Source organism: Ruegeria sp. BHSC043, from assembly GCF_059612985.1.
The window spans coordinates 25846-49203 of record NZ_JBXWRS010000016.1; the positions used below are offsets into that span (position 1 = coordinate 25846).

The 23358-nt window shown below is 61.8% G+C and carries 16 protein-coding genes; 14 read left to right on the top strand and 2 right to left on the bottom strand.

The window, feature by feature from the left end; all coding sequences use genetic code 11:
* Positions 1-78 precede the first annotated feature (78 nt).
* From AC2FMM_RS16390 to AC2FMM_RS16430, 9 genes are all read left to right on the top strand, one after another.
* Entirely contained in the window at positions 79-480 is a 402-nt protein-coding gene (locus tag AC2FMM_RS16390) for a hypothetical protein (RefSeq protein ID WP_496684595.1), read from the top strand.
* Positions 481-503: 23 nt separating this feature from the next.
* Positions 504-1367, top strand: a complete 864-nt coding sequence (locus tag AC2FMM_RS16395) for a hypothetical protein (RefSeq protein ID WP_496797130.1) — start codon at positions 504-506, stop codon at positions 1365-1367.
* 69 nt (positions 1368-1436) lie between these two features.
* Positions 1437-3479, top strand: coding sequence for a dynamin family protein (locus tag AC2FMM_RS16400; RefSeq protein WP_496797131.1), 2043 nt, complete (start codon positions 1437-1439; stop codon positions 3477-3479).
* Positions 3476-4756 carry a dynamin family protein gene (locus tag AC2FMM_RS16405; protein ID WP_496797132.1) on the top strand — a complete coding sequence of 427 codons (1281 nt, stop codon included), beginning with the start codon at positions 3476-3478 and terminating at the stop codon, positions 4754-4756. The genes AC2FMM_RS16400 and AC2FMM_RS16405 overlap by 4 nt, the downstream gene beginning before the upstream one ends.
* A gap of 339 nt (positions 4757-5095) precedes the next feature.
* Positions 5096-7270, top strand: a complete 2175-nt coding sequence (locus AC2FMM_RS16410; protein ID WP_496797133.1) for a serine/threonine protein kinase — start codon at positions 5096-5098, stop codon at positions 7268-7270.
* A 203-nt stretch (positions 7271-7473) separates the two neighbouring features.
* Entirely contained in the window at positions 7474-8466 is a 993-nt protein-coding gene (locus tag AC2FMM_RS16415; protein WP_496797134.1) for an FHA domain-containing protein, read from the top strand.
* Positions 8467-8469: 3 nt separating this feature from the next.
* A complete protein-coding gene (locus tag AC2FMM_RS16420) occupies positions 8470-9255 on the top strand; it encodes a PP2C family protein-serine/threonine phosphatase (protein ID WP_496797135.1) in 786 nt (261 codons plus the stop codon).
* Between the two features lie 22 nt (positions 9256-9277).
* Complete coding sequence (locus AC2FMM_RS16425; protein ID WP_496797136.1) at positions 9278-10540, top strand: substrate-binding periplasmic protein; 1263 nt, start codon at positions 9278-9280, stop codon at positions 10538-10540.
* Positions 10541-10585: 45 nt separating this feature from the next.
* Entirely contained in the window at positions 10586-11692 is a 1107-nt protein-coding gene (locus AC2FMM_RS16430; RefSeq protein WP_496797137.1) for a peptidoglycan-binding protein LysM, read from the top strand.
* 390 nt (positions 11693-12082) lie between these two features.
* On the opposite strand, the gene AC2FMM_RS16435 is transcribed toward AC2FMM_RS16430, so the two are convergent.
* Positions 12083-14296, bottom strand: coding sequence for an NADP-dependent isocitrate dehydrogenase (locus tag AC2FMM_RS16435; protein WP_496797138.1), 2214 nt, complete (start codon positions 14294-14296; stop codon positions 12083-12085).
* 297 nt (positions 14297-14593) lie between these two features.
* On the opposite strand from AC2FMM_RS16435, the gene AC2FMM_RS16440 reads away from it, so the two are divergent.
* The gene (locus tag AC2FMM_RS16440; protein ID WP_496797139.1) at positions 14594-16900 is read left to right on the top strand and encodes a Tex family protein; all 2307 of its coding nucleotides are present in this window, start codon (positions 14594-14596) and stop codon (positions 16898-16900) included.
* 22 nt (positions 16901-16922) lie between these two features.
* On the opposite strand, the gene AC2FMM_RS16445 is transcribed toward AC2FMM_RS16440, so the two are convergent.
* Complete coding sequence (locus AC2FMM_RS16445) at positions 16923-18197, bottom strand: replication initiation protein (protein WP_496797140.1); 1275 nt, start codon at positions 18195-18197, stop codon at positions 16923-16925.
* Positions 18198-18780: 583 nt separating this feature from the next.
* Here AC2FMM_RS16445 and AC2FMM_RS16450 point away from each other — a divergent pair.
* The 4 genes from AC2FMM_RS16450 to AC2FMM_RS16465 form a co-directional block, all read left to right on the top strand.
* On the top strand, positions 18781-20166 hold the full coding sequence (locus AC2FMM_RS16450; protein ID WP_496683622.1) for an AAA family ATPase: 1386 nt from the start codon (positions 18781-18783) through the stop codon (positions 20164-20166).
* Positions 20159-21226, top strand: coding sequence for a ParB/RepB/Spo0J family partition protein (locus AC2FMM_RS16455; RefSeq protein ID WP_496685396.1), 1068 nt, complete (start codon positions 20159-20161; stop codon positions 21224-21226). Before AC2FMM_RS16450 ends, AC2FMM_RS16455 begins: the two co-directional genes overlap by 8 nt.
* A 318-nt stretch (positions 21227-21544) precedes the next feature.
* A complete protein-coding gene (locus tag AC2FMM_RS16460; protein ID WP_496797141.1) occupies positions 21545-21703 on the top strand; it encodes a hypothetical protein in 159 nt (52 codons plus the stop codon).
* 534 nt (positions 21704-22237) lie between these two features.
* The coding region (locus AC2FMM_RS16465) for a hypothetical protein (protein WP_496797142.1) at positions 22238-23358 on the top strand (1121 nt) is incomplete at its 3' end.

Below are 23358 nucleotides of genomic sequence, written 5' to 3' on the forward strand. Positions count from 1 at the left end.
GGACGATGAATGCTATCGGTTGCGCGACGGGAAGACCCCGTTGCGCATCGGTTTTTTGAAAGGTTGACAGGACGTTAGATGAGCATAGAGGCCGCCCTGACCAGCGCCATGGAGACTATCCCCGACTGTATCGCAGCCGGATATATCGATATGGAAACGGGCATGTTGCTGGGCGCATCAACGACGGATGATGCCGATGCCGAGGTTCTGAACAATCTGGCCATCGCCGTTGCCAACCTGTTTCAGGGGCGCGGTGTACAGGCCTTCCAGGACCTGCTCGAATCGGCCGGCCTGCAAGACAACGACACCCCCGGGTTCGGAGAAATCGCCGTATTCTCAGAAGATCGGCTGCACATCTTTCTGCGGACGCGCGAGTACCCCGAACACGTGGTCTGCTACATCTGTCACGCCAGCGCCAATACCGGCCTGGCCCTGACCAAATCGCACCTGAGCCTCGGGCCGGTGGCGGCGGCGGTCTAGCAAGGATATCAAGGACGGATGCAATGACGGCGACAGAGATCATCGACATGCTCGAAAACATCGGGCGCAGGGCGACTCCACGGCTGTCGCCCGCGGTCGACCTGACGGCGGAAACACCGGCCGCGCGGCGCAGTCTGATCCTGCAGGCGATCCGGGGTACCGTACTGCCCCGCCGCGCCGAGTTCACCGCCCCTGACGGAACGCGTCTGGCGCTTGAACTGAACAGTTCGCGCATTACCGATGTCTACCGGACCAGCACCGGCGAGCTTCCCGATTTCGCGACCGAAGCGCGTGAAACCATCGTGCGGAAGCTGGCACGACTGGTGTCGGACCTCGCCCTTGCGGGCGATCCGATTCAGATGGTGTCCCTTCAACCCGACGGTCCGACCGAAGCCGACGATGTCGGGATCACTTTCACCGAGATGAAGACGGCCTGCGCGGCGATCGAGTTGCCGGAAGACGAGCCTAGGCTGACCGTCTTGCAGACACCCGCCCCCGAACCCGTCGCGGACGACCCATACCCGGCCCCTGAGAGCGAAGGGCTTGCAGCCGCCTTTTTCAAAGGTTCCGGGCGGTTTGCGATGGGACGCTTTCTAAGCGGCCCGGCATCCACGCATCAGCATGACGGCCTTTGCGCGGATGGCCAGCCCCTGCACCCGTCGGCCGGCTTGCTGGACCGGTTCGCAAAGGACCTGGCCGGCTGGGATGCCGATGCAAGCGGGCAACTGCCTCATCCGCAACTGATCGTCATGCGCCCATCGGGCGGCAAGGGGGCCGCGCTGGCCCTGTTGCGTGACGGTCAGGACAATGCCGCCGCCATTCACGACGCGCGCAAGCTGGGGGCCGTCGTCGCGCTATGGAAATCGCTTCGGGGGACGGATCCGTGACGACCCGGCCCTTTTTTGCAAATAAATCCTTACCGTCACGCGTTTTTGCCAGTTTTCAAGGTTAGTGTCATGAGTGAATCCAACCGCCGGGACTTGATCCGGATCGCCAACGAATTGAACGAAATGAGCAATGACGAGACCCGTCATTTCATTTCACGGATCATTGATGACCTGACCAACCTGAAACCCTCGATCGCCTTTGTCGGGCAGATCAAGGCAGGGAAATCCCGGCTGATCAACGGATTCACCGGACAGGCCGAATTTCTGCCCTCGGACGTCAATCCCTGGACGACGGTGATTACCGACATGCATTTCGGGCACCCGTCGGGGCGGACCCAAGGGGCGCAGTTCCACTTTTTCGACGACCGTCAGTGGCGCGCCCTGATCGCCGAAGGCGAAGAATTGCGCAACATGTTCCCCGATGACGAGGACAGCTACAAACGCGAGATGATCGAAGAGCAGGTCGAGGCGATGAAAACCCGCGCCCGGCTGCGGCTGGGCGACAGCTACGAGCAGTTGCTGGGCCAGCACCACGACCTCGAAGAGCTGACCTCCGAGGATCTTGCCCGCTATGTCTGCGCCGGCGAGGATCCGACCGAGGCGACCGAACATGATCCGGGTTCGGACCGGGGTCTGTACAGTGACATCACCCGCAAGGCCGATGTCTATTTCGAACGGGGCCATTTCCCGTTTCCGCTGACCGTGACCGACACGCCTGGGGTGAACGACCCGCTGCTGATCCGCGAGGAGATCTCGCGTCAGTATCTCAAGGAAAGCGATTTCTTCGTGGTGGTGTTGTCGGCGCATCAGGCACTGTCGCGTGCCGATCTGAAACTGTTCCGCCTGATGCAGGCGCTGGAACTGGGTCAGATCGTGGTATTCATCAACCGCGTCGACGAATTGAACGGCGGTGCCGAAGATGCCGCGAAGGTTCGCGCTGACGTGCTGGACGGCCTGCAAAAGGCGTTGGGAAAGACCAATATCGACGTGCTGATGGGCAGCGCCCAATGGGCGCATTATGCGCTGACCGGCGACGAATCCCAGGTGAACCATGACAAGGTTCTGGCCTGGCTGCGCGCCCATCCCGATCAGATGCAGCAGTATCTGGAAGGCGTTCAGAAGCTGAAGCAGGCCCCCGCCCCGATCAGCCGCGAAGCGGTCCTGCGCTATGCCGCGATGATCGCGTCGGGCCTGCCGGATCTGCGTCGCCACGTTACCACCGCGCTGGCCGAAGGCAAGCGCGAGGAACAGCTGCGCATGGCGTGGCAGCATCTCAACAGTTTTGCCGAAGGGGCGCTTGAACGCGGCAAGGCGCGCTTGCGCGCGCTGGACGAAGACGGCCGGTGCCAGTCCGAAAGCGCCGCGGAGAACGACAAGACACTGACCCATCTGCGCAAAACCGTGGCGGACCGCATCGTCGAAATTACCCGCGAGATGGACGACATTCTGGCCAATCTGCGTGGGGTGATGGACGACACCGTGGCCGAAGCGGTCGCAGACGTTGTATACGGCCCCAACGGGCAATCCCCGCTGTTGGCCAAGGGCGACGCGACCGAATTGAACTTTGTCCCCCTGCGCGAACGGATGCGCGAGCTGGTCCAGGGTGCGACCCAGGTGATCCGCCAGCGCATGCTCAGCGAACTCTATTCGATCGACATGCAGGCGAATGGCGCGCTGCGCGCCCTGCCCGGCTGGCAGGAGCCGGCCGACAGCCGCATGAACACCAGCGCGGTGCGCTGGTACCGACCCGACACCTCGGCCCTGACCCGCGGGATCACGGTCGAGCTGCGGGTGAACTGGCTGTCGCGGCTGATTTCCCGCAAATCGGTCGTGTCCCGGGCCGAGCGCATGATCGTGCAGGAATTCCAGCTGATCGGCGACGACCTGATCGACACCGCCCGCGACGATCTGCTGGAGCGGTTGAACACGGTACTAGATCATTTTCTGGCCTTGCTGGCGGGTCATCTTGAAAACCGCGCCGCATCGGGCAAAAACTCGGAACGCGGTCAGGCCCAGATCGAGCTGGACCGCGCGCGGGCCATCGCGGACCAGCTGCAATTGGTCTTTGACATCGAACACGGCAACGAACGACAACCGGAGGCCGCAGAGTGATCGAATTTCCCTCAACCGAACACGAGGTCCGACAGCTCGAGCGGTTTCTCGGCGCCACCGAGTCGCTGCCCGCGACGGACCGGCTCGAGGATATGCGCGCACGCGCGCAGGCCCATGCCGAACGGTTGTCGACCGCGGTGTCGATCGGGTTCGCCGGAGAATTCGGCGCCGGCAAATCCAGCTTGGCCAACATGCTGGCCGGGGCCGACATTCTGCCCACCGGCCCGCAGCATCTGAAACTGCCGCTGGTGATCGTGGCCTATGCCGACGCGCCGGAAACCACCGTCGGCTGGTGGGACAAGGAACCCAAGACCTACTCCGGCATCGTCCTTGAAAAGGCGGCAGCCGACAACCCCGATTTCATATCGGTCGGGCTGAACACCCCGGCCCTGCGCGAAATCTCGTTGTTCGACCTGCCCGGATCGGGTTCCCTGGATGACAGCTACAAGCAAACGCTGGACCTGCTAAAGTTCGTCGATTGCGCGATCTGGTGCACCAACGGCACCAACGCCTGGCGCGAGACCGAACACCACCTGTGGGCACAGGTGCCGGAAAACCTGCGGGCGAACAGCCTGCTGGCCGTGACCCATGCCGACCTGCCGCCGGTGCGCGACGCCCTGGACCGCGTGTTGGCCCGGCTGGAAAAACAGAAGACCGGCATGTTTCGGGCCATCGTCCCGATCGGAACACCGGTCGCCGTGCGCGCCATGGCCCAAGAGCCCGAACCCGATTTCGCCTTGTGGGAGACCTGCGGCGGCCAGAAACTGGCTGAACAGATGCTGGAAATCGCCTCGGACCGGCGCAAATCCGACTTGGAGGCCGCACGCCGCGACCTGAAACATGATTTTCTGCCGTTTCTGGAGACCCTCAAGGGAGACGAACCAGAAACCCCCGACTCGCGCACCGTCCAGCCCAGCCTGGAGTCGGCGCTGCCGCCGCTGTCCAATCCGATCCTCGAAGACTGGCTGGCCGCCATCGCCAGCATCTACGAGGACCTGCGCGACAGCTCGGACATCGACCCCGGTGCCTTCCTGGAAAGCTGCCGGGAAATCGTCGAAGATTTTGCCGAACGCCTGGACTCCGGGTCCGAGATCGACCCCGAGGCCGACTGGATCCCGGCCGAGTTCGAAAAGGCCACGGACCTGTTGCTGCTGCTTCAGTTCGAAACCGGCGAGACCCGGCTGAAGGATGCGGTCAGCATACTGGCGCAGCTCAGCGACAATCTGGCCTGGGCCGGCAGCAAGGTCGCCACGGCCGCGCCCCGCACCGGCACCTGAACTCTTCGCGCCCGGATTGCGCCGCTCAGCGGCGAATCGAGCGCCTGGACTCTGCCAACCATTGTTTCGAATCCGTCGACCATGCCGGTCGCGACCAGCGGACTGACAATGGTCAGACTACACCATTTTCCAATATATAGCATATTTCCTCAGATAACACACAAGATACAGATCGCCCTGCGGGTCGATCCATAGTGAAGCCATGCGGCGGCCCCAATAAAGTCAAATTTGAACCGTCTAACCGTTCTCAAGTGTCCTGCGGTTGTTTTTGGTTGTGAGTGCAAGGGCAGTTTGTCCGGTTTTTGTAGGCCGCAAGAATTGAACTCATGGGCGGGAAAAATGAATCACAACCACGCGGTCGGCGCCTCGCACGACGAACCACAGATCCAAGGGCTGCAACCCGGCGCGAAGCTGCTGCGCGGCCAGTATGAAATACTGGAATTTCTCAGCAATGGCGGGTTCGGGATTACCTACCTGGCCCGTGACAGCCTGGATCGCGACGTGGTCATCAAGGAATGCTATCCGGGGGCGCTGTGCCGCCGGAACGGCGATCTGGTCGAACCCAACGACCCCGCCTTCAAGGACGATCTGCGCGCCATCATCGATCTGTTCATCCAAGAGGCCCGCAACCACGCGCGGCTGGTGCACCCGAACATCGTGGATGTTCATCAGGTGTTCGAGGACAACGACACCGCCTATATCGCGATGGACCTGATCCGCGGCTGCGACCTGCTGGATTACATCGAAGACCCCAAGACCGAGAGCGGCCCAGATTTTATCGTGCAGGTCACCGAGAAGATGCTGTCGGCGGTGTCGTTCATTCACCAAAGCGGCATGCTGCACCGCGACATCTCGCCCGACAACATCCTGATCGACGAACATGGCGAACCGATCCTGATCGATTTCGGGGCCGCGCGGGAACAGGCCGCCAACAAGTCCGCCGCCCTGCTGACCCTGCGGGTCATCAAGGACGGCTATTCCCCGCATGAATTCTATGTACGCGGATCGGAACAGGGACCTAGCAGCGATCTGTATGTGCTGGGCGCCACGCTGTACCACGCGATCAGCGGCGAACGGCCCATCGACGGACAGACCCGCCTGAACGCCTTCAACAACGGCCAGCCGGACCCGTATGTCCCGCTGACCGGCCGGTTCCAGGGCTATCCCGAAGGGTTCCTCGAGGCGATCGACAAAGCGATGGAGCTTCACGCCACCGATCGCCTGCAATCAGCTCTGGACTGGCTGCGCATGTTCCGCGGTCCCAGCGTCGTGTTCGACAACTTCGATTATCGTCCGGTCTCGGTCATCGTCGCGCTGGACCGCGAAGATGACGAGGCAGAAAAGGCCCGCATCAAGGCCGAGGCCGACAATGCCGAAGCGGTCGTGACCGCTCTGCTGGCCGGCAATTCCGATCTGGCTCTTGGCCCGACCAAGAACGACGAGGCGGCTGCCTCGGGGTCCGTGGGTGATACGGCCCCGACGGTCGACACCGTCGTTCAGAAAAGCTCGAGCGGCAGCGGCAAACTGATCGTCGGCCTGGCGGTTCTGGCAGCCCTGGCTGCCGGCGGCGGCTATGTCTGGATGAACAAGGACGGCACGGCACCCGACGGTGCCGTATCCGCCGTTCAGGCGGATACGACCGTCGCGGCGGCGACACCCGAAATCACGCCGGAAGCACCCGCACCCATCGAATCAGACCCCGAACCGGACACCGCCCTCGAAACCCCGCCGACCGACGGTGTGGGAAATCGCGGGCCGGAAGAAACCGCGGCAACACCAGAAGCGCAGGACCAGCCTGTCGAGCAGCCCCTGGCCGAGCCAGCCCAAACGGCAGATCCAGTCGTCGAAAAACTCACGGCTGCGGCGCCCGAGACCCCTGCCCCGACCGCACCGGTCAAGCTGGCCCAGAACCAGTTCGGCTTTGCCCATTGGGATGTCGAAGTCCCGTTCTCAACCGCCACGCGGCGCGGTTCTACCGGCAGCGCGATCGCGATCACCGGTGTTGAACAGGGCCGGGACCTGTCGGTCATTGGCGATTGGGTCGCACGCGGCGCGGTCATCTACACCCTGAACGGCGAGCCTATTCAGGACGACGCACCCCTGGCGACGCAGGTGCTGAACAACCTTCAGATCGACCCCGACGGCTATGTCCGCGTGGCCGCCCGGTACCGGGCACCAGGCAAGACCCGGCCCGAGAACGGCCTGCTGGCCCTACCCGCGATCCGCAACTTCGGGTTGATCAACGGGTATGGTTTCACCGCCCGTGCCGGTGGCGACACGGGTTGGCAGACCATCGTGAGCGAAGCGCCGATCGAAGGGGCTGGATCCTTGCAGGAAGGCGACATCCTGCTGCGCGAAATCCACACCGGCACCGAGATCACCGAGTCCGACAGCCTGGACCGGATGATTTCCGAACTGGTGGCCGATGGCCAGCCCGAGGCAAAGCTGACGGTATCGCGCAACGGCGCCGAGACCACCGCCCTGATGCCCTTGACACAGGAGCAGGCGAAATGACCTGACCGACAAGTCCCGAACCCGCCAGCGTGTTTGGCTGAGGGTGGCATCGGTTTTGCGCCACCCTAACGGGATCCGGCCCGTCGCGGAGCGTAAAGATTTTCTGGTTTCCCCGATCATCAGTGCCCTGCCCGTGCGCAGAGGTTTTTCGCAGCCCCACGGACCCATCCAGTCCGTGCAAGAAGTCAAAAGGTGTCGACACCATGTTCAAATACAAAAGCCCCCTCAGCCGGCTTCTCGAAGGTGCCGGCAAGACCAAGGAAGCCGAGGCCACCGATACGGCCGAAGCCACGCAGACAGAACCCGAGGCTGCGCCCGACGAGAAACCTCAGCCGATCGCGGATTTCAACGCGCTTCGGCAGGCTCTGGGTGGCGGCAGCCTGAACACCGAAGGCTTCGAGGAAAGCGACGAGCTGCTCCCCGAGGACAAGATGCCCGAGTTTGACGACGAGGAAGAACCGGTCACCGAGGCGGCCGAGGAAGCCCCGTCGCAGCCCGAAGCGGCCGAGCCCGAACCCGAGCCGGTCGTGACCCTGCGTTTGGCTCAGCCCGAGCCTGAACCCGAGACAGCTTCGATCGAGGCGGACAGCGCCGAGGAAGCGGTTGCCGAGGCGCCCGAGCCAGAGACGTCGGCGCTGGAAGAGTCCCCCGAACCGCCCGTCGCAGCGCCCGAGCCTGCTACGATCGCGGCCACCGCAACCGCAGCTATGACGGCGGCACCCGACGTAGCCCAACAGGACCGCCGCGCGCGGGTTAAGACCACCTTCCTTGGCTTCGAGCGGCCGGACACCCATGTTCAGGATCTGATCGAAACCGCCGAACCGATCCGCAAGGCCGAGACTGCCGCCGAGACCTTCCCGGTTGGCTGGCTGGTCGTCACTGGCGGCCCAGGCCGTGGCGCCAGCATCACCCTGAAGGAAGGGCTGATGCAGATCGGCCGCAACGACGATCAGGCGATCCAGCTCGATTTCGGCGACACCGGCATTTCGCGCTCGAACCATGCGTTCATCGCCTATGATCCGGAAGACCGGAAATGCTATATGGGCCATGGAGGCAAGGCCAACCTGGTGCGCCTGAACGGCAAGCCGGTTCTGAGTACCGTACCGCTGGCCAGCGGCGACCTGATCCGCATCAGCGAAACGTCCCTGCGGTTCGTCGCCTTCTGCGACGAAAACTTCGACTGGCGGGACGCATAACGAATGCTGGCGACTCCGTCATATGACATTGCGCTGATCCTGGATCAGGGCCAGCGCGACTCGCAGGAGGACGCGATCGCGGCACGTGTCTTTGACGCGGCCAATGCCGGCTACGTGGTGGTGGCCGACGGCATGGGCGGTCACGCGGCCGGCGAGGTCGCCTCGGACCTCGTGATCAAGGCCTGGCGCTCGGTTCTGGATGCCGTTCTGGACAGTCGCGAACCGACCGAAAGCGAATTGCAAGACGCCCTGCCCCTGGCCGCCATGCAGGCCAATGCGACGGTGGCGGGCTACGGCGAAGATCAGCCGGCAGGCTTCAACATGGGGTCGACCCTTCTGGGCGTTCTGCTGCTGCGCAACCGGCTGTTCTGGATCTCGATCGGCGACAGCCCACTCTACCTGTTCCGCGACGGGGCCCTGACCCAGATCAACGAAGATCACTCGATGGCGCCCGAAATCGACGCCCGCGTCGCACAGGGGCATCTGTCGCCGGCAGAAGCCCAGGCCCACCCCGACCGCAACCAGCTGACCTCGGTCATCATGGGCGCGGCGATCCCCAAGGTGGACTGCCCCGAACAGGCGCTGGAACTGGACCCCGAGGATATCGTGGTTCTGGGCAGCGACGGGCTGCAGTACCTGACCGACGACGAAATCCGCGCGACTCTGCAGGACAACGCCGACGCGCCTTCCCAGGACATCGCCGACAGCCTTCTGCAGGCCCTGATCGCCAAGGCCGATCCCGACCAGGACAACATTTCGATCGCCGTCGTGAAAGCGACCGGACAATAACAAGAGCAACCCAACAGGACCCATGAAAAAGACATTCCTAATATCCAGCCTGGCCCTTGCGGCAGCCGCAGGAGCAGCCTCGGCGCAAGAGGCCTGCTCGGACTACGAGATCCAGCGCGGCGACAGCCTGCGGGCACTGGCGATCGAAGTCTATGCAACCGAAGACTTCCGCATCATCTATGACGCCAACCGCGAGGTGATCGGCTCGAATCCGAACATCATCCGCGTGGGTGACATTCTCAAGATGCCCTGTCTCGAAGATGTCGGCCGGGCCGCACCCCAGCCCGAGACCGAGGCCGAGCGCATGGCCGCCGAGATGGCCGCCGAACTGGTCAAGGCCGCCGAAGAGCGCGCTGCCAAGGCCATCGCCGAGGCCGAGGCCCGCGTCGCCGCCGCTGAGGCCGAAGCCAAAAAGGCCAGCGAAGAGGCGGTGATTGCCGCCAAGACAGCCGCGAAACAAGAAATTGAAGCCGCCCGCGCCGAGGCTGCCGCTCTGATCCGCGACGCCGGCACGGCCGAGCGCCCGGCCATCCGCGACCGTCAGCTGCTGCTGATCACCGGCGGCAACTATGCGCCCTTCACCGACGAGTCCCTGCCCTATCGCGGGTTATACACGCATCTGGTCGAAACCGCCTTCCTGCGAGCCGCGCCTGAACAGGCCTACAAGATCCAGTTCGTGAACGACTGGGCTTCGCATCTCGACCTGCTGATGCCGACCCTCGCCTTCGACGCCACCTTCCCCTGGTCGCGCCCCAACTGCGACGAGGCCGAAGCCCTGTCGGAAAGCGACAGGAACCGGTGCGAGACCTACAACTTCTCGAACCCGTTCTACGAGGTGGTGGACACGTTCTTTGCCAAGGATGGCTCCGGCTACGAGACCACGCTCAGCTATGCCGATTTCGCGGGCGCAACGATCTGCCGTCCTGAAGGATGGTCAACGACCCACATGGATGCGGTGGGCCTGTATGAACCCGCGATCACCCTGATGCGCCCGGTCGACCCAGATGACTGTTTCCGCGCCGCCATGGACGGAAGCGCCGATATCGTAGCCATCGAGGCGCACCTGGCCACCGATGCGATCAAACGGCTCGGGTACGAACATCAACTTGTCGAAAACCCCAACCTTGCGGCGATCAAGCCGCTCAATGTCATGACCCACAAGGACAACCCGGATGGGGAAGCGATCCTCGAGACTCTGAATCAGGGTCTGGCGATCATGCAGCAATCGGGCGAATGGCGCGACATCGTGTCCGAGGCCCTGCGGTACCAAATGGAAAACGGATAAGGCCCCGAACAGGCCTGAAAAAACAAAAGTCTGGAGGAAGTGGACATGTTTGAAATCAATCTGAAGAAACTGGTGGTTGCGGCCACCGCAATTACCGCCCTGAGCGCCGGCGCCGCCGCAGCTCAGGAAGCCTGCTCGAACTATACGGTTCAGGATGGCGACACGCTGGCAACCATCTCGATCGCGGCCTACGGCACGTCGAACTACCAGCCGATCTTCAACGCAAACCGCAACATCATCTCGAACCCCTCGAACCTTGAGCCGGGCGTCGTGCTGGCCCTGCCCTGTGAGGACGGCAGCCTGCCCAACGGCCTGAGCGCACAGGACCTGATCGCCGCCGAGGAAGCCCGCAACGCGAACAACAAGGCGTCGAACGTCTATGAACCCCCCGTCAAGATTCTTGCCGGCGGCAACTATGCACCCTTCTCTGACGAGAGCTTGTCGGGCGGTGGCATTCTGGTGCGTCTGGCCTCGACCGCGCTCAGCCGTGGCGGCAACAGTCGCGAGCATTCGGTAAGCTTCGTGAACGATTGGGGTTCGCACCTGGACACGCTGCTGCCGCTGGGCGCGTTCGACGTAGGTCTTGGCTGGTACATCCCGGACTGCTCGAACCGCAGCTATGAATGGTCGGCGGAGACAACCCGTCGCTGTAATGAGTTCGACTCGACCGTCAGCGTGTATGACGTGGTTATCGGTTTCTACACCCTGCCCGACAGCAAATACGCCGAGGCCCGTTCTTTCGAAGACTTCAAAGGCGCGCGGCTGTGCCGGATGGATGCCTGGTTCACCCACGACCTCGAAGAACAGGGCGTTTTCGAGCCGAACATCACAATGGTCCGCCCGATCAGCGCCGCTGAGTGCCTGGACGCCGTTCTGACCGGTACCGCCGACGTTGCATCCTTCGAGGTTCAGCTGGCGGCGGATGCCATGAGCGAAATGGGCCTGACACCTAAGGATATCGTGGAAAACCCCTTCGTGAACACCATTGCCAGCCAGCGCATCATCGCGCATCGCAGCAACCCGTTCGGCAAACAATACATCGCGATGCTGAACAAGGGCCTGAATGAAATGCGCGAGTCGGGCGAATGGTACGCCATCGTTTCGGACACGCTGCGCGAGCACAACGAAGAGATGAACGCCGCGTCGAACTGATCCCTCGGTTGCGCGAAAATCTTGGGGCCGGTCTTGCGACCGGCCCTCTTTTTTTGTCGGCGCCCGTCACAGGCCATATCGACAAGAAAAACGGCCAGCACCCCAAATGCTGGCCGTTTTATGAGTGAGTGGTGCAGCCCCGACGGGCCTCACCGGTATTTGTCCGAGGTTGTTTTCAGGATAGCCCCGCGCAGTGCGGCTGAATATTGGGGGAATCCCGTAGAATCTCGGTCAATTCAACCAAAATAATTTGGAATACTCCGCCAGACTGCCGAACTGGCGCGTTTGCCCCGACGCATTTGTCTGCGCAATTGATGGCGTTTACCCACGACGCCGTCGGTCAGGCGTCAGGGTGGCAGGCCCGCGCGATGGCGCGGGCCTGTTCGTTTATCAGCCGATGATGGCGTTCAGCGTGGCGCTGGGGCGCATCACCGCCGCAACCTTGGCCCGGTCGGGGTGATAGTACCCGCCCAGATCCACCGGTTTACCCTGCACGGCAGCCAATTCGGCCAGGATCTGCGGCTCTTTCTCGGCCAGTTCCTTGGCGATCGGTGCAAACGTCGCGGCCAAATCGGCATCGTCGGACTGCGCGGCCAGGGCCTCGGCCCAATAGCGGGCAAACCAATAGTGGCTGTCGCGGTTGTCCGGCTCGCCAACCTTGCGGCTGGGTGAGCGGTCATGGTCCAAGATACCTTGCGTCGCGGCCTCGGCCGCAGCGCCCAAAACGGCGGCCTTGGCGTTGCCGCGGCTGTCGGCCAGGAAATTCAGCGATTCACCCAGTGCGCAGAATTCGCCCATCGAATCCCAACGCAGGTGGTTTTCCTCGACCAGCTGCTGCACGTGCTTGGGCGCCGAGCCACCTGCACCGGTTTCGAACAGGCCGCCACCGTTCATCAGCTTGACGATCGACAGCATCTTGGCCGAGGTGCCCAGTTCGAGGATCGGGAACAGATCGGTCAGATAATCGCGCAGCACGTTGCCGGTGATTGCGATGCTGTCCTTGCCGGCGGTGATGGTTTCCAGCGTCTTGCGGGTCGCCTCGCGCGGGGCCAGAATCAGGAACTTGTCGGCCACGCCCGCAGCTTCCAGCGCCGGCTTGACGTATTTGATCAGTTCGGCGTCATGGGCGCGGTTCGCATCCAGCCAGAAAATCGCCTCGGAGCCGGTTAGGCGCTGACGATCCATCGCCAGCTGGATCCAGTTCTCGATCGGGGCCTTCTTGGCGGTGCAAGCGCGCCAGATGTCGCCCTGTTCGACCTCATGCGAATGCAGGACCTCGCCATTGGCCAGAACGATGCGGATCGTGCCGTCCGCAGGCGCTTCGAAGGTGGTCGGGTGGCTGCCGTATTCTTCGGCCTTCTGCGCCATCAGGCCCACATTGGCGACCGAACCGGCGGTGGCCGGGTTCAGCGCACCGTTGGCTTTGAAGAAGTTGATGGTCTCGTCATAGACCGGCGCATAGCAGCGGTCGGGGATCACGCAGTTGGTGTCTCCCTTCTTGCCGTTCTCGTCCCAGCCCTTGCCGCCTGCGCGGATCACGGCGGGCATCGAGGCGTCGATGATCACGTCCGACGGCACGTGCAGGTTGGTGATGCCTTTGTCGCTGTCCACCATGTACATCGAGGGACGGTCGGCCTTGACCGCTTCGATCGCGGCCATGATCTCGGCATCGTCCTTGACACGGTTTAGCAAGTCCCCCAGCCCCGAGTTCGGGTTGACGCCCAGCTGTGCCATGCGGTCACCGAATTTCTCGAACACCGGCGCCAGCCACGACTTGACCGCATAGCCAAAGATGATCGGGTCGCTGACCTTCATCATCGTCGCCTTCATGTGCAGCGAGAACATGGTGCCGTCTTTCTTGGTGTCCTCGATCGCGGCATCCAGGAACTCCGACAGCGCCTTGACCGACATGAAGGTAGCATCCGCAACGGTGCCTTCCTCCAGCGTCCAGCCGTCTTTCAGAACGGTCACGCCGCCATCCTTGCCCACGAATTCGATCCGCGCATCACCGGCTTGATCGGCGGTGATGGTGGCCGATTTCTCGTTGCCGTAGAAATCGTTGCCCGGCATCGACGACACCTTTGTTTTGCTGTCGGCCGTCCATTCGCCCATCGAATGCGGATGCTGCTGCGCATAGCACTTGACCGCCTTGGCGGCGCGGCGGTCGCTGTTGCCCTCGCGCAGGACCGGGTTCACGGCCGAGCCTTTGATCACGTCATAGCGGGCGCGGATCTCTTTCTCGGCGTCGGTCTTGGGATCCTCCGGGTAGTTCGGGATGTCATAGCCCTGCCCCTGCAGTTCCTTGATGGCAGCGACCAGCTGCGGAACCGAGGCTGAAATGTTCGGCAGCTTGATCACGTTGGCCTCGGGGGTTTTCACCAGCTCGCCCAAGGCGGCCAGATCGTCGGGCTGACGCTGTTCTTCGGTCAGGTTTTCGGGGAAGGCCGCGATGATGCGCCCGGCCAGCGAAATGTCCTTGGTGCCGACGCTGACGCCAGCAGCCGACGCGAATTTACGGATGATGGGCAGGAACGAGGCACTGGCCAGCTCCGGCGCTTCGTCTACGATGGTATACAATATGTCGAAGTTCGATTTTTCTGCCATGTTCCCTTACCTTTTTTAAGCCTTTCAGGGGCGTGCGATCCGAGAGTTGTGCCGCGTGCGGCGCGGCGTGCGAGGAGCGTGAATGCTGTTCCGCTCCGGGGTGACTCTGATTTGACAGGGCTTCCCTTAAATCACCCGGGCCATGGGATCAATCGCATACGAACGCGCATTTTGACCCAGTTTGCGCAAAACCGCGCAAATGCCTGGATTTTGTGCTCGCCGACGATGCCCGACGCCTTTTCCTTGACGCGGACGCTGGCTAAGACGGTCCTCCAACCAAAGATCAAGGAGGCCCCGTTGGACCGCATCGCCCGCACCATCGCCACGGAAATCAATGCCCGCCCCGAACAGGTGGACGCGGCGGTCAAGCTGCTGGACGAAGGCGCCACCGTGCCCTTCGTGGCGCGCTATCGCAAAGAGGTTACGGGCGGGCTGGACGACAGCCAGCTGCGCACCCTGTCCGACCGGCTAGCCTATCTGCGCGAGCTCGAAGCGCGGCGCGAGACGATCCTGAACTCGATCAAGGATCAGGGCAAGCTGACCGACGAGCTGGCCAAATCCATCGCCCAGGCCGAAACCAAGGCGCAGCTGGAAGACATCTACCTGCCCTACAAACCCAAGCGCCGCACCAAGGCGATGATCGCGCGGGAAAACGGGCTGGAGCCGCTGGCCGACGCGATCCTGGCCGACCGCAGCGCCGACCCCGAGGCGCTGGCCCAGGCCTATGTGACCGAGGCCGTGCCCACCACCAAGGATGCGCTGAACGGCGCGCGCGACATCATCACCGAGCGTCTGACCGAAAACGCGGCCCTTCTGGGCGAGCTGCGCACTTTCATGCAGGCCGAGTCGCTGCTGACCTCGAAGGTGATCGAGGGCAAGGAACAGGACGGCGCCAAGTTCAGCGACTATTTCGACCATGCCGAGCCCTGGGCCAAGGTGCCCTCGCACCGGGCGTTGGCGATGCTGCGCGCATCGAAAGAAGGGATCGTGACGCTGGACATTGCCCCCGACCCCGAAACCGGCGCTGCCCGGGCCGAGGCGATCGTAGCCGCCCATCTGCAGACGCGCGGTGACGGGCCGGGCGACGTGTGGCTGCGCAAGGTCGCGGGCTGGACCTGGCGGGTGAAGCTGTCGCTGTCGATGATGGTCGAGCTGATGGCCGATCTGCGAAGCCGCGCGCAGGAGGAGGCCATTCAGGTTTTTGCACGCAATCTCAAGGACTTGCTGTTTGCCGCCCCGGCGGGCCCCCGCCCCACCCTGGGGCTGGACCCGGGCATCCGCACCGGCGTCAAGGCCGCGGTGGTGGACGCGACGGGCAAGCTGGTGGCGACCGACACGCTGTATCCGTTCCAACCCAAGAACGATTTGCGCGGCGCACAGGCCACCATCCTGAACCTGATCGCCACCCACAGGGTCGAACTGATCGCTATTGGCAACGGAACAGCCAGCCGCGAGACCGAGCGGCTGGTGGCCGACACGCTGAAACTGCTGCCCAAAGGGGTGCGGGCCCCCACCAAGGTCGTGGTGTCCGAGGCCGGGGCCTCGGTCTATTCCGCCTCGGAATTGGCCGCGCGCGAGTTTCCCGATCTGGACGTCTCGCTTCGTGGCGCGGTGTCGATCGCCCGCCGCCTGCAGGACCCGCTGGCCGAGTTGGTCAAGATCGAACCCAAAAGCATCGGCGTCGGCCAGTATCAACACGACGTAGATCAACACCGGCTGAGCCAGTCTCTGGAAGCGGTGATCGAAGACGTGGTGAACGCTGTTGGCGTCGATCTGAACACCGCCTCGGCGCCGCTGCTGACCCATGTCTCCGGCCTGGGCCCCGGTCTGGCCGAAGCCATCGTGGCGCATCGCGACCTCAATGGGGCGTTCCGGTCGCGGCAGGATCTGCTGAAGGTCGCGCGCCTCGGCCCCCGCGCTTTTGAACAGTGCGCGGGCTTCCTCCGCATCCGCGGCGGCGACGAGCCGCTGGACGCCTCGGCCGTCCACCCCGAGGCCTACGACGTGGCCCGCCGCATCGTGCAGGCCTGCGGCCGCGACATCCGTCAGATCATGGGCCATGACGGTGCGCTGCGTGGTCTGCGCGTCGAACAGTTCGTGGATGACCGGTTCGGCCTGCCCACGGTGCGCGACATCTTTGCCGAGCTGGAAAAACCCGGTCGCGACCCGCGCCCCAGCTTCGTGACCGCCAGTTTTAAAGAGGGCGTCGAGGAGATCACCGACCTCAAACCCGGCATGGTTCTGGAAGGCACCGTGACCAATGTGGCGGCCTTTGGCGCCTTCGTCGATATCGGTGTGCATCAGGACGGCCTGATACATGTCAGCCAGCTGGCCGACCGCTTCGTCAAGGACCCGCACGAGGTGGTCAAGGCCGGTCAGGTCGTACGCGTCCGTGTGGTCGAAGTTGACGTGCCGCGCAAGCGGATCGGGCTGAGCATGCGCAAGGATGGCGGAGCTTCTGCCCGGCAAGATCGCGCCCCAAAAGGGCATAACGCACGAGGAAAGAATTCAGGCGCTCAGAAATCACAACGCGCAAAAAATAAACAAAATGCGCAGCACGGCGCGCTTGGGGATGCTTTGCAAAATGCTCTCAAAAACCGATAACCTCCCTTGCCCTGCCTGAGCATCAGGCGGGCGTTTCCGTCTGGAACGCGTCGGGCTCCAACTCTTCCCAAAAAGCAAAGATGGCGTTGGCGTTCAAACCCGACCGCCAGCCGTGCTGCCGGAAGTGTTCGCGGTCCAACTCGTCCGACAGGGTCGACATGAACAGGCGCTTGTCAGCATCCCGCTGGGTTGGGTTTCGCCGCGAAACCAGTTCTTCGACGATGGCCAGTTTGCGGGCCCGTTCGGCACGTTCCGCCGCCCGCGCGGCATAGGCCTGATCCTCGCGCGCCTTCTCTTCTTCTCGCTGCCTGGCCGCGGCCAGCGCCTCGGGACTGGGTGGCGCCGGGGTCTCTTTCACTGGGGCCTTGTAATCTTCCTTGAGAGCGGCCGAAAGGTAGCCCACAGTGGATTTCACATCCCCCTGCCCTTTCACATAGTCCAGCTTCTGCTGAACGTATTCCTCACCGTGCTCGGAAATCCACTGCCGTGCCAGCCTGTCCGAGACCCCCTGTTTGCGCAGGGTCTTGTAGACGGGAAGATTGCGCACGCCATCGCTGTCGTCGATCTCGAACATCGCTTTCTGGGGGTTGCGCTGGATCAGGAACCTTATGTCAGTGACGCTGCGGCCCTTCTTACGGAACTCTGGCTCGATCAGGATATCCGAGCTTTTGTTCACCTCGCAAACGGCAGGCTTGATGATCTTGGCGTTTAGGTGCTTGAAACTGGTGTAGTAGTCGCTGCCGTCCACCCCCATCAGTTTACGGAATACCTCGAGCGTCCACCAGCCCGTCGAGCCGGTCCGTACGAAGCGATAGCAGTTTTCATACAAGGCCAACCCGTGACCCGAACTGAAATTGCGCTGAATGTGCACGTTGATCAGCGCATAGATCTTGGGATCATACAGCTTTTGCGCCAAAGCCGGGGAATAAGCATATTCGCACACCCCGTTTTTGAGTTTGGCAAAGCTCAGCAACGACGACACGCCCCATTCCTGGCGCCCCTGCTCATCCAACATGTCCCACTCGGCTACGGTTTCGGCCAAAGCGCGAAGGCTGGCACGCAACGTGTCAAAGTCGTTCGAATTGTATCCGACCATCATCGCCAGGGTCCGGGCGTCGATCGTGTGGGTCTGTGCAGTGGTCAGCGCGTCATAGGCATTGAGCAGAAGAACATTGGACAGCTTTCGCTGCAACAAGGTGAGCTTGCCGCTGATGTGGATCGCGGCAACATTTTTTTTCACCGTTTCCCGTCGCAGCGCGCCCGAGAGGTGATCCATGTCCAATTCTGTATCCGGCATGATTCTGCCTGGCTGCTCGTTTGCAGATTCTGTTGCACGAAAGGTACCCGGCAATCAACCTATTTTGGGTCCCCATATACGGGAGGACTGCCATCCCGCAGACAGGTACCTTTCCGAATCGCCCCCTTGAGTTATCCACAGCGAACCCGCTTAGTCACACCGCACCCGGCGTTCCGAAGCCATCCTTACGCTGATTACCAGCACGTTCCGAAGTCTAAACTGCTCGATTTAGTGTCTTACCGGGAATCGGTACCATTCCAACCGGATTCTGGGACCTTACATCCCGTATATGGGTCCCCTTGATCCTGAACACTGGTCCGTTCCGTCCTGAAAATGGGCACCCAAAAACCCCTAAGTTATTGTTTTAAATGGTAAAACCGATTGCTAAAGAATCTAAAACTATTAAAGGAATCAAACTTTTTGTTGCCTGTTTTCTGATTATTTCATTTGGTTTCGCGACGAAACACCCGGATCATCCCAAATCTTGTGGAAAAATCTGTTTAACAGGATAGCGCAGGAAGAAAATGTTCGGTACATTTTGCGATATACGCCGCAAAGGCGAACATTTATCGAGGCACCGACAGTGAGCAAAACCAACCAACCTTCTCTGCCACCTTATTTCAACCTGGACCCGGCCAAGGCGGCGTCAAAGCTGCCTGATCCTATCGGGACATCCCGATTCGCGAAAGCAGCGGCGTTTTGCGCGAAAGGACGCGAGGATCTGGCAAGACGTGGCTATGCTCCGGATGGCGAAAAGCGGCTGCGCCGATTCTCGATCTGGGAAATCACGAAATACCTGATTCCGGTTGCTCCGGCCCATCTGCGCCGTGTGCTTAAGGCCAATCCGGATCTCCCTCAGGGCGAAGGAGAGGCCGGGTCGAAGTGGTTTACGCTCGAAGAAGTCCTGGCGCTGCGCCACTATTTCGCCGCAGAGGGTGTCAGCACCAAGGAGTACCTGCCGTACAGGCCCAAGGGACTGCCCGCCAAAGTCGTGGCAGTGGCGAATTTCAAGGGCGGCGTTGGAAAAACATCGACTGCGGCACATCTGGCAATGTCGGCCGCCTTGGACGGGTACAAAGTACTCGTGATCGACCTGGACAGCCAGGGGTCGATGACGTCGATCCTCGGCGGTCGCGTCGCCGATGAGTGGCAAACGGTGTTTCCGTTGATCGCCAAGGACTATGCTCGGGCCGTTCAGGAAGAAAACCGCGTGCGCGCGGCGGCCGGTCAACCTGAAATTCCTCTGGACGAAACGCTTCAGGAAGCTCTGACGACTCTTCCCCGAGACGTGATCCAGAAAACGCATTGGCCCAATATCGACCTGATCGGCGCGCAGTTGAATCTGTATTGGGCTGAATTCCAGATCCCGGTCTGGCGCATGGGGCTGCGCAGTTGGCCCTTGTGGGATGGTCTGACAAACTTCCTGCAGGATGAAGGTGTGTTGAACGATTATGACATCGTTTTCCTCGATACGCCTCCTGCACTTGGGTACCTTACGATCAACGCACTGGCTGCGGCGGATATTCTGCTTGTGCCGCTGGGGGCTTCGTTTCTGGAATTTGATTCCACAGGCCGGTTCTTCGACATGCTCTATACGACCTTTGCTAGCATCGAGGACGGTGAAAACGCGGCCCAACGGGCGGCGGGATTGCCCGAGCTCAAATTCGAATGGGATGTTGTCCGCGCGATCATCACGCGGTTCGATGCCAGCCAGCAGACCGACATGGCGAACGTGATCCAAGCCTATTTTGGTGACTTCATGAATGCCTATCGGCAGGATTACACTGCTCTGGTCGGGCAGGCCGGTGAGCAGGTGAACGGGATCTATGAGGCGGACTACCGGGATTTCAACCGAGACACATACGTGCGCGGCCGAGAAACTTTCGACCGGACCTACGCGGAGTTCAAGGAAGTTCTGATCGGCTGCTGGTGGCGCGACGCACAGATGGGAGGAGAGGCAGATGGCTAAACGCAGAAGACTGACGGCGCCGGACGCGGCTGAGTTGGAGCAACTCGAGGCGGGTTTCGCCACGAAACCCTCGATCGGCCCGTTTGAAACCAAATCGGTTGTGCCTCCAATCGCACAAGTCGCGGCCGAAGCCGCCACATTGAATGGAATGGCCGCCGTGACCGATCGCGAAGCTTTGGCCCGCGACCAGGGTGATGCGGCCCGTTGGCGCGATGCGCAGGATGCGGGGCTGGTGGCCCAAAAGCTGCCGATTGACGAGATCGACGCGGACTATATTCGTCGCGACCGGATGGTCGAGGACGAAGAAGCGATGGCCGAGTTGCTGGAGTCGTTGCGCGTCAACGGTTTGCGCACGCCGATCGAGGTGACGCCGACGGCCGACGGTTACGGGCTGATCTCGGGTTATCGGCGCCTGGACGCTTTTCGCCGTCTCGCCAGAACGGATCCTGCATTCGCGCAGATTCCGGCCTTTGTCCGCCAGGCCGGGGCAGGGCAGGGGGCGTATGTCTCGATGGTCGAGGAAAACGAGCTGCGCGCCAATCTCAGCCCCTACGAACGTGGACGCATTGCGGTTCTAGCGGCAGGGCAGGGGGTGTTCCCTTCGACCGAAGCCGCAGTGGACGCCTTGTTTGCGGCGGCGTCCAAGGCGAAACGGTCAAAGGTGCGCAGCTTTGCGATGGTACACGAGGCTTTGGGCGACCTGTTGCGGTACCCGGTATCCCTGTCGGAAAAGGCGGGGCTGCGATTGGCTGCAGCCCTGCGGGAGGGCGCTCAAGCCAAACTGCGCGCAGCATTGGCCGGAGCGGACGCGCCCGATGCCAAGAGCGAGTGGGCTTTGATCGAGGCTGCGCTGAAAGAGGCTCCCGAGCCGTCGCGTGAAAAGGCTCGAGGCGGACGTCCAAAGCAGGTTCAACGCATTCCGCCGCAACCGTTGCCCGGAGGAGGCGACATCCGTGCCGAAGTCGCGGCGGGTGAATTACGAATCCGCCTGCGGCGGCAAGATTTGTCGGCCGAAGACGCCCAGGACCTTCTGGATGCGATCGCCGCACATCTAGGCTAGTTTCGCCACGAAACACCTGCCTGGCCGGTCGAAACAGGATGGGCCGGGCAGATCCCGTAAATGGGTACTTTAAGCAAAAATGCGTAACTCGTGCCTTGCGCGCATTTTGGTCAAATAATGCGCGTTATTTTGACTGCGTCTTTGTCTGCCAGCGCTTTTAGGTTCGGTCCTGTTTTCTAGCCGGCGGCACGTCTTGAGGCTCTGTTTTTTGGACGGTGGTTAAGCATCGTTGAAATTGGACGTGAGTTTGGCCCGCCAGTCCGGCGAATTGCTGAAAGGTGTGGAGCGTCCTGAGACCTGTTCGCCAATGCAGGGCTGATGAACGAGTTGAAGGTCAAGCTCTTGGAGCGGATGCCGGGGGCGAAGTTGGCGATGTACATTGGCTACGAGGAAGGCAACGACGCCTCGGCCGGGCAGGCCAGTCGCTGGAATGGCAGGTCGACCAAGTTGGCGAAGGGCTGGAAGACAGGTCGCTGACCGATACCGATGGCGAAAAGGTTATGCATGCGCTGGCCGACCTGACCATCGCTATGCAACGGGACATTCTGCAAGAGGTAGGCCTGACGGGACAGGCCGATGCACTCGGCGCCATCCGGCGAAACTCAAGGCGGATGGAACCGCTCGACGATCTTGATTCCATCTAGCGACAGTTTCTTCCGAACCACTGATTGGCGCGCTGCTTTTGGCGGCCTGTGCCCCGGCGCGGCCAAACGGCTGGCGCCGCTTTCCGTCAAAACTGTCAAGAACGGCCTTTTTAATGTACCATGCGGTTAATCCGCGTTTAGTTCATTTCATTTTCTCATTTCCGGAAGGACCGGAACCATGCCTTGGAAAACCCCCAAATGGCCCAACGTCCCCTACAGCCAACCTAACTGGCCCGAAACATGGTTGCGGTTCGAACAGGAATACTCGAACGCCCATCAACCATCGCGATTGGTATCTCATCCCGGTGTCCCTTATGTTGCAACGCAAACCTTGAATTCTCGTCCCACGGAAGCAGAGTTGGGGCAGGTGGGGTTGGACTACCTGAAGAAGCTCCACGATTTCCTGTTGGCTCGGGGGAACACGCCGGTCTATTTGAAATATGCCGTGGACAGCCTGTCCGGAAAATTCGTTAATGCTTTCAAGTGGTTGCCGTTGTGGCCCAAATTCGGCACGCCCATAGGTTATTCGCCCGTGCCGCGTCTGGCTTCGTGGAACCTGTCGCGGGCTGCGGATCACGATGTACCGGCATCGGTCATCATGGTCGCGGCCGAAGTCTATGGCGGTGACAACCAGATTTCCCCGCAAGCCGGGATCCGCGTCCCTATGACCGTCGAGGCCGACGGAAACACCTATACCGTGCGGATCCGGTCGGCGACGGTCGAGTTTCCGGCAGGAGAAGATGCCTTTTTGACCGACCTTGCCGCGCGGGCCGGTCCTTCTTCCGGGCCCGGCATGCTTCTCGCGGTGTCCGCGGCTTTGGAGCGGTTGTACAAGGGCGATGACGTCACGTCTGAGATCGCCAACAAGGCCGGGGTTACGCAAGAGTCGGTGACAATCAACGACATCCAGTTCCACCCGCAGGACCTCAAGAACTGGCGGAGCTCACCCTGGGAGTTCACTATTCAGGCGACGGCCCACAATGCCAATCCGACCCGCGTCCCAAGCCCGTTGGGCTATGCGGTGTACGGCATTTTTCGCTTCGACAGGATCGGAGAGCCGACGCCCGGCGGCGTGGCCAAACAATCCGACCCGGTTCTGGTCTCTGTCGAGCGGACGCCGCTGGTGACCCATGCTGCCCCGCAAGGCAACGCGTTCGTATTCGCCCAGACCCCTCCGGGCTGGGCCGCGCCTGCCGGTGAGGCGTATGATTGGTCAGAGCGCAGACCAACCCGTGATGACGGTGTTCTGGACAGGTTCCGCAGCTTGTTCCAACTGGATCCATCAGCGCATGTTGACCTAAAAAGCGACGGTTTTCGCGTTTGCGTCTGCCCCGGATACGCGCCCGAGGACGCCGGTTTGCCGCCCCTGACCACCAAGACGGTCCACCTGCCGAACGGTCACGATCTGCAGCCGCGCCGGGACACGTTCAGCGCGGTCAGCGCCTATTTCAACTGTTTCCGCCTGTTCCGCCTGATGAAGCGGTTCGG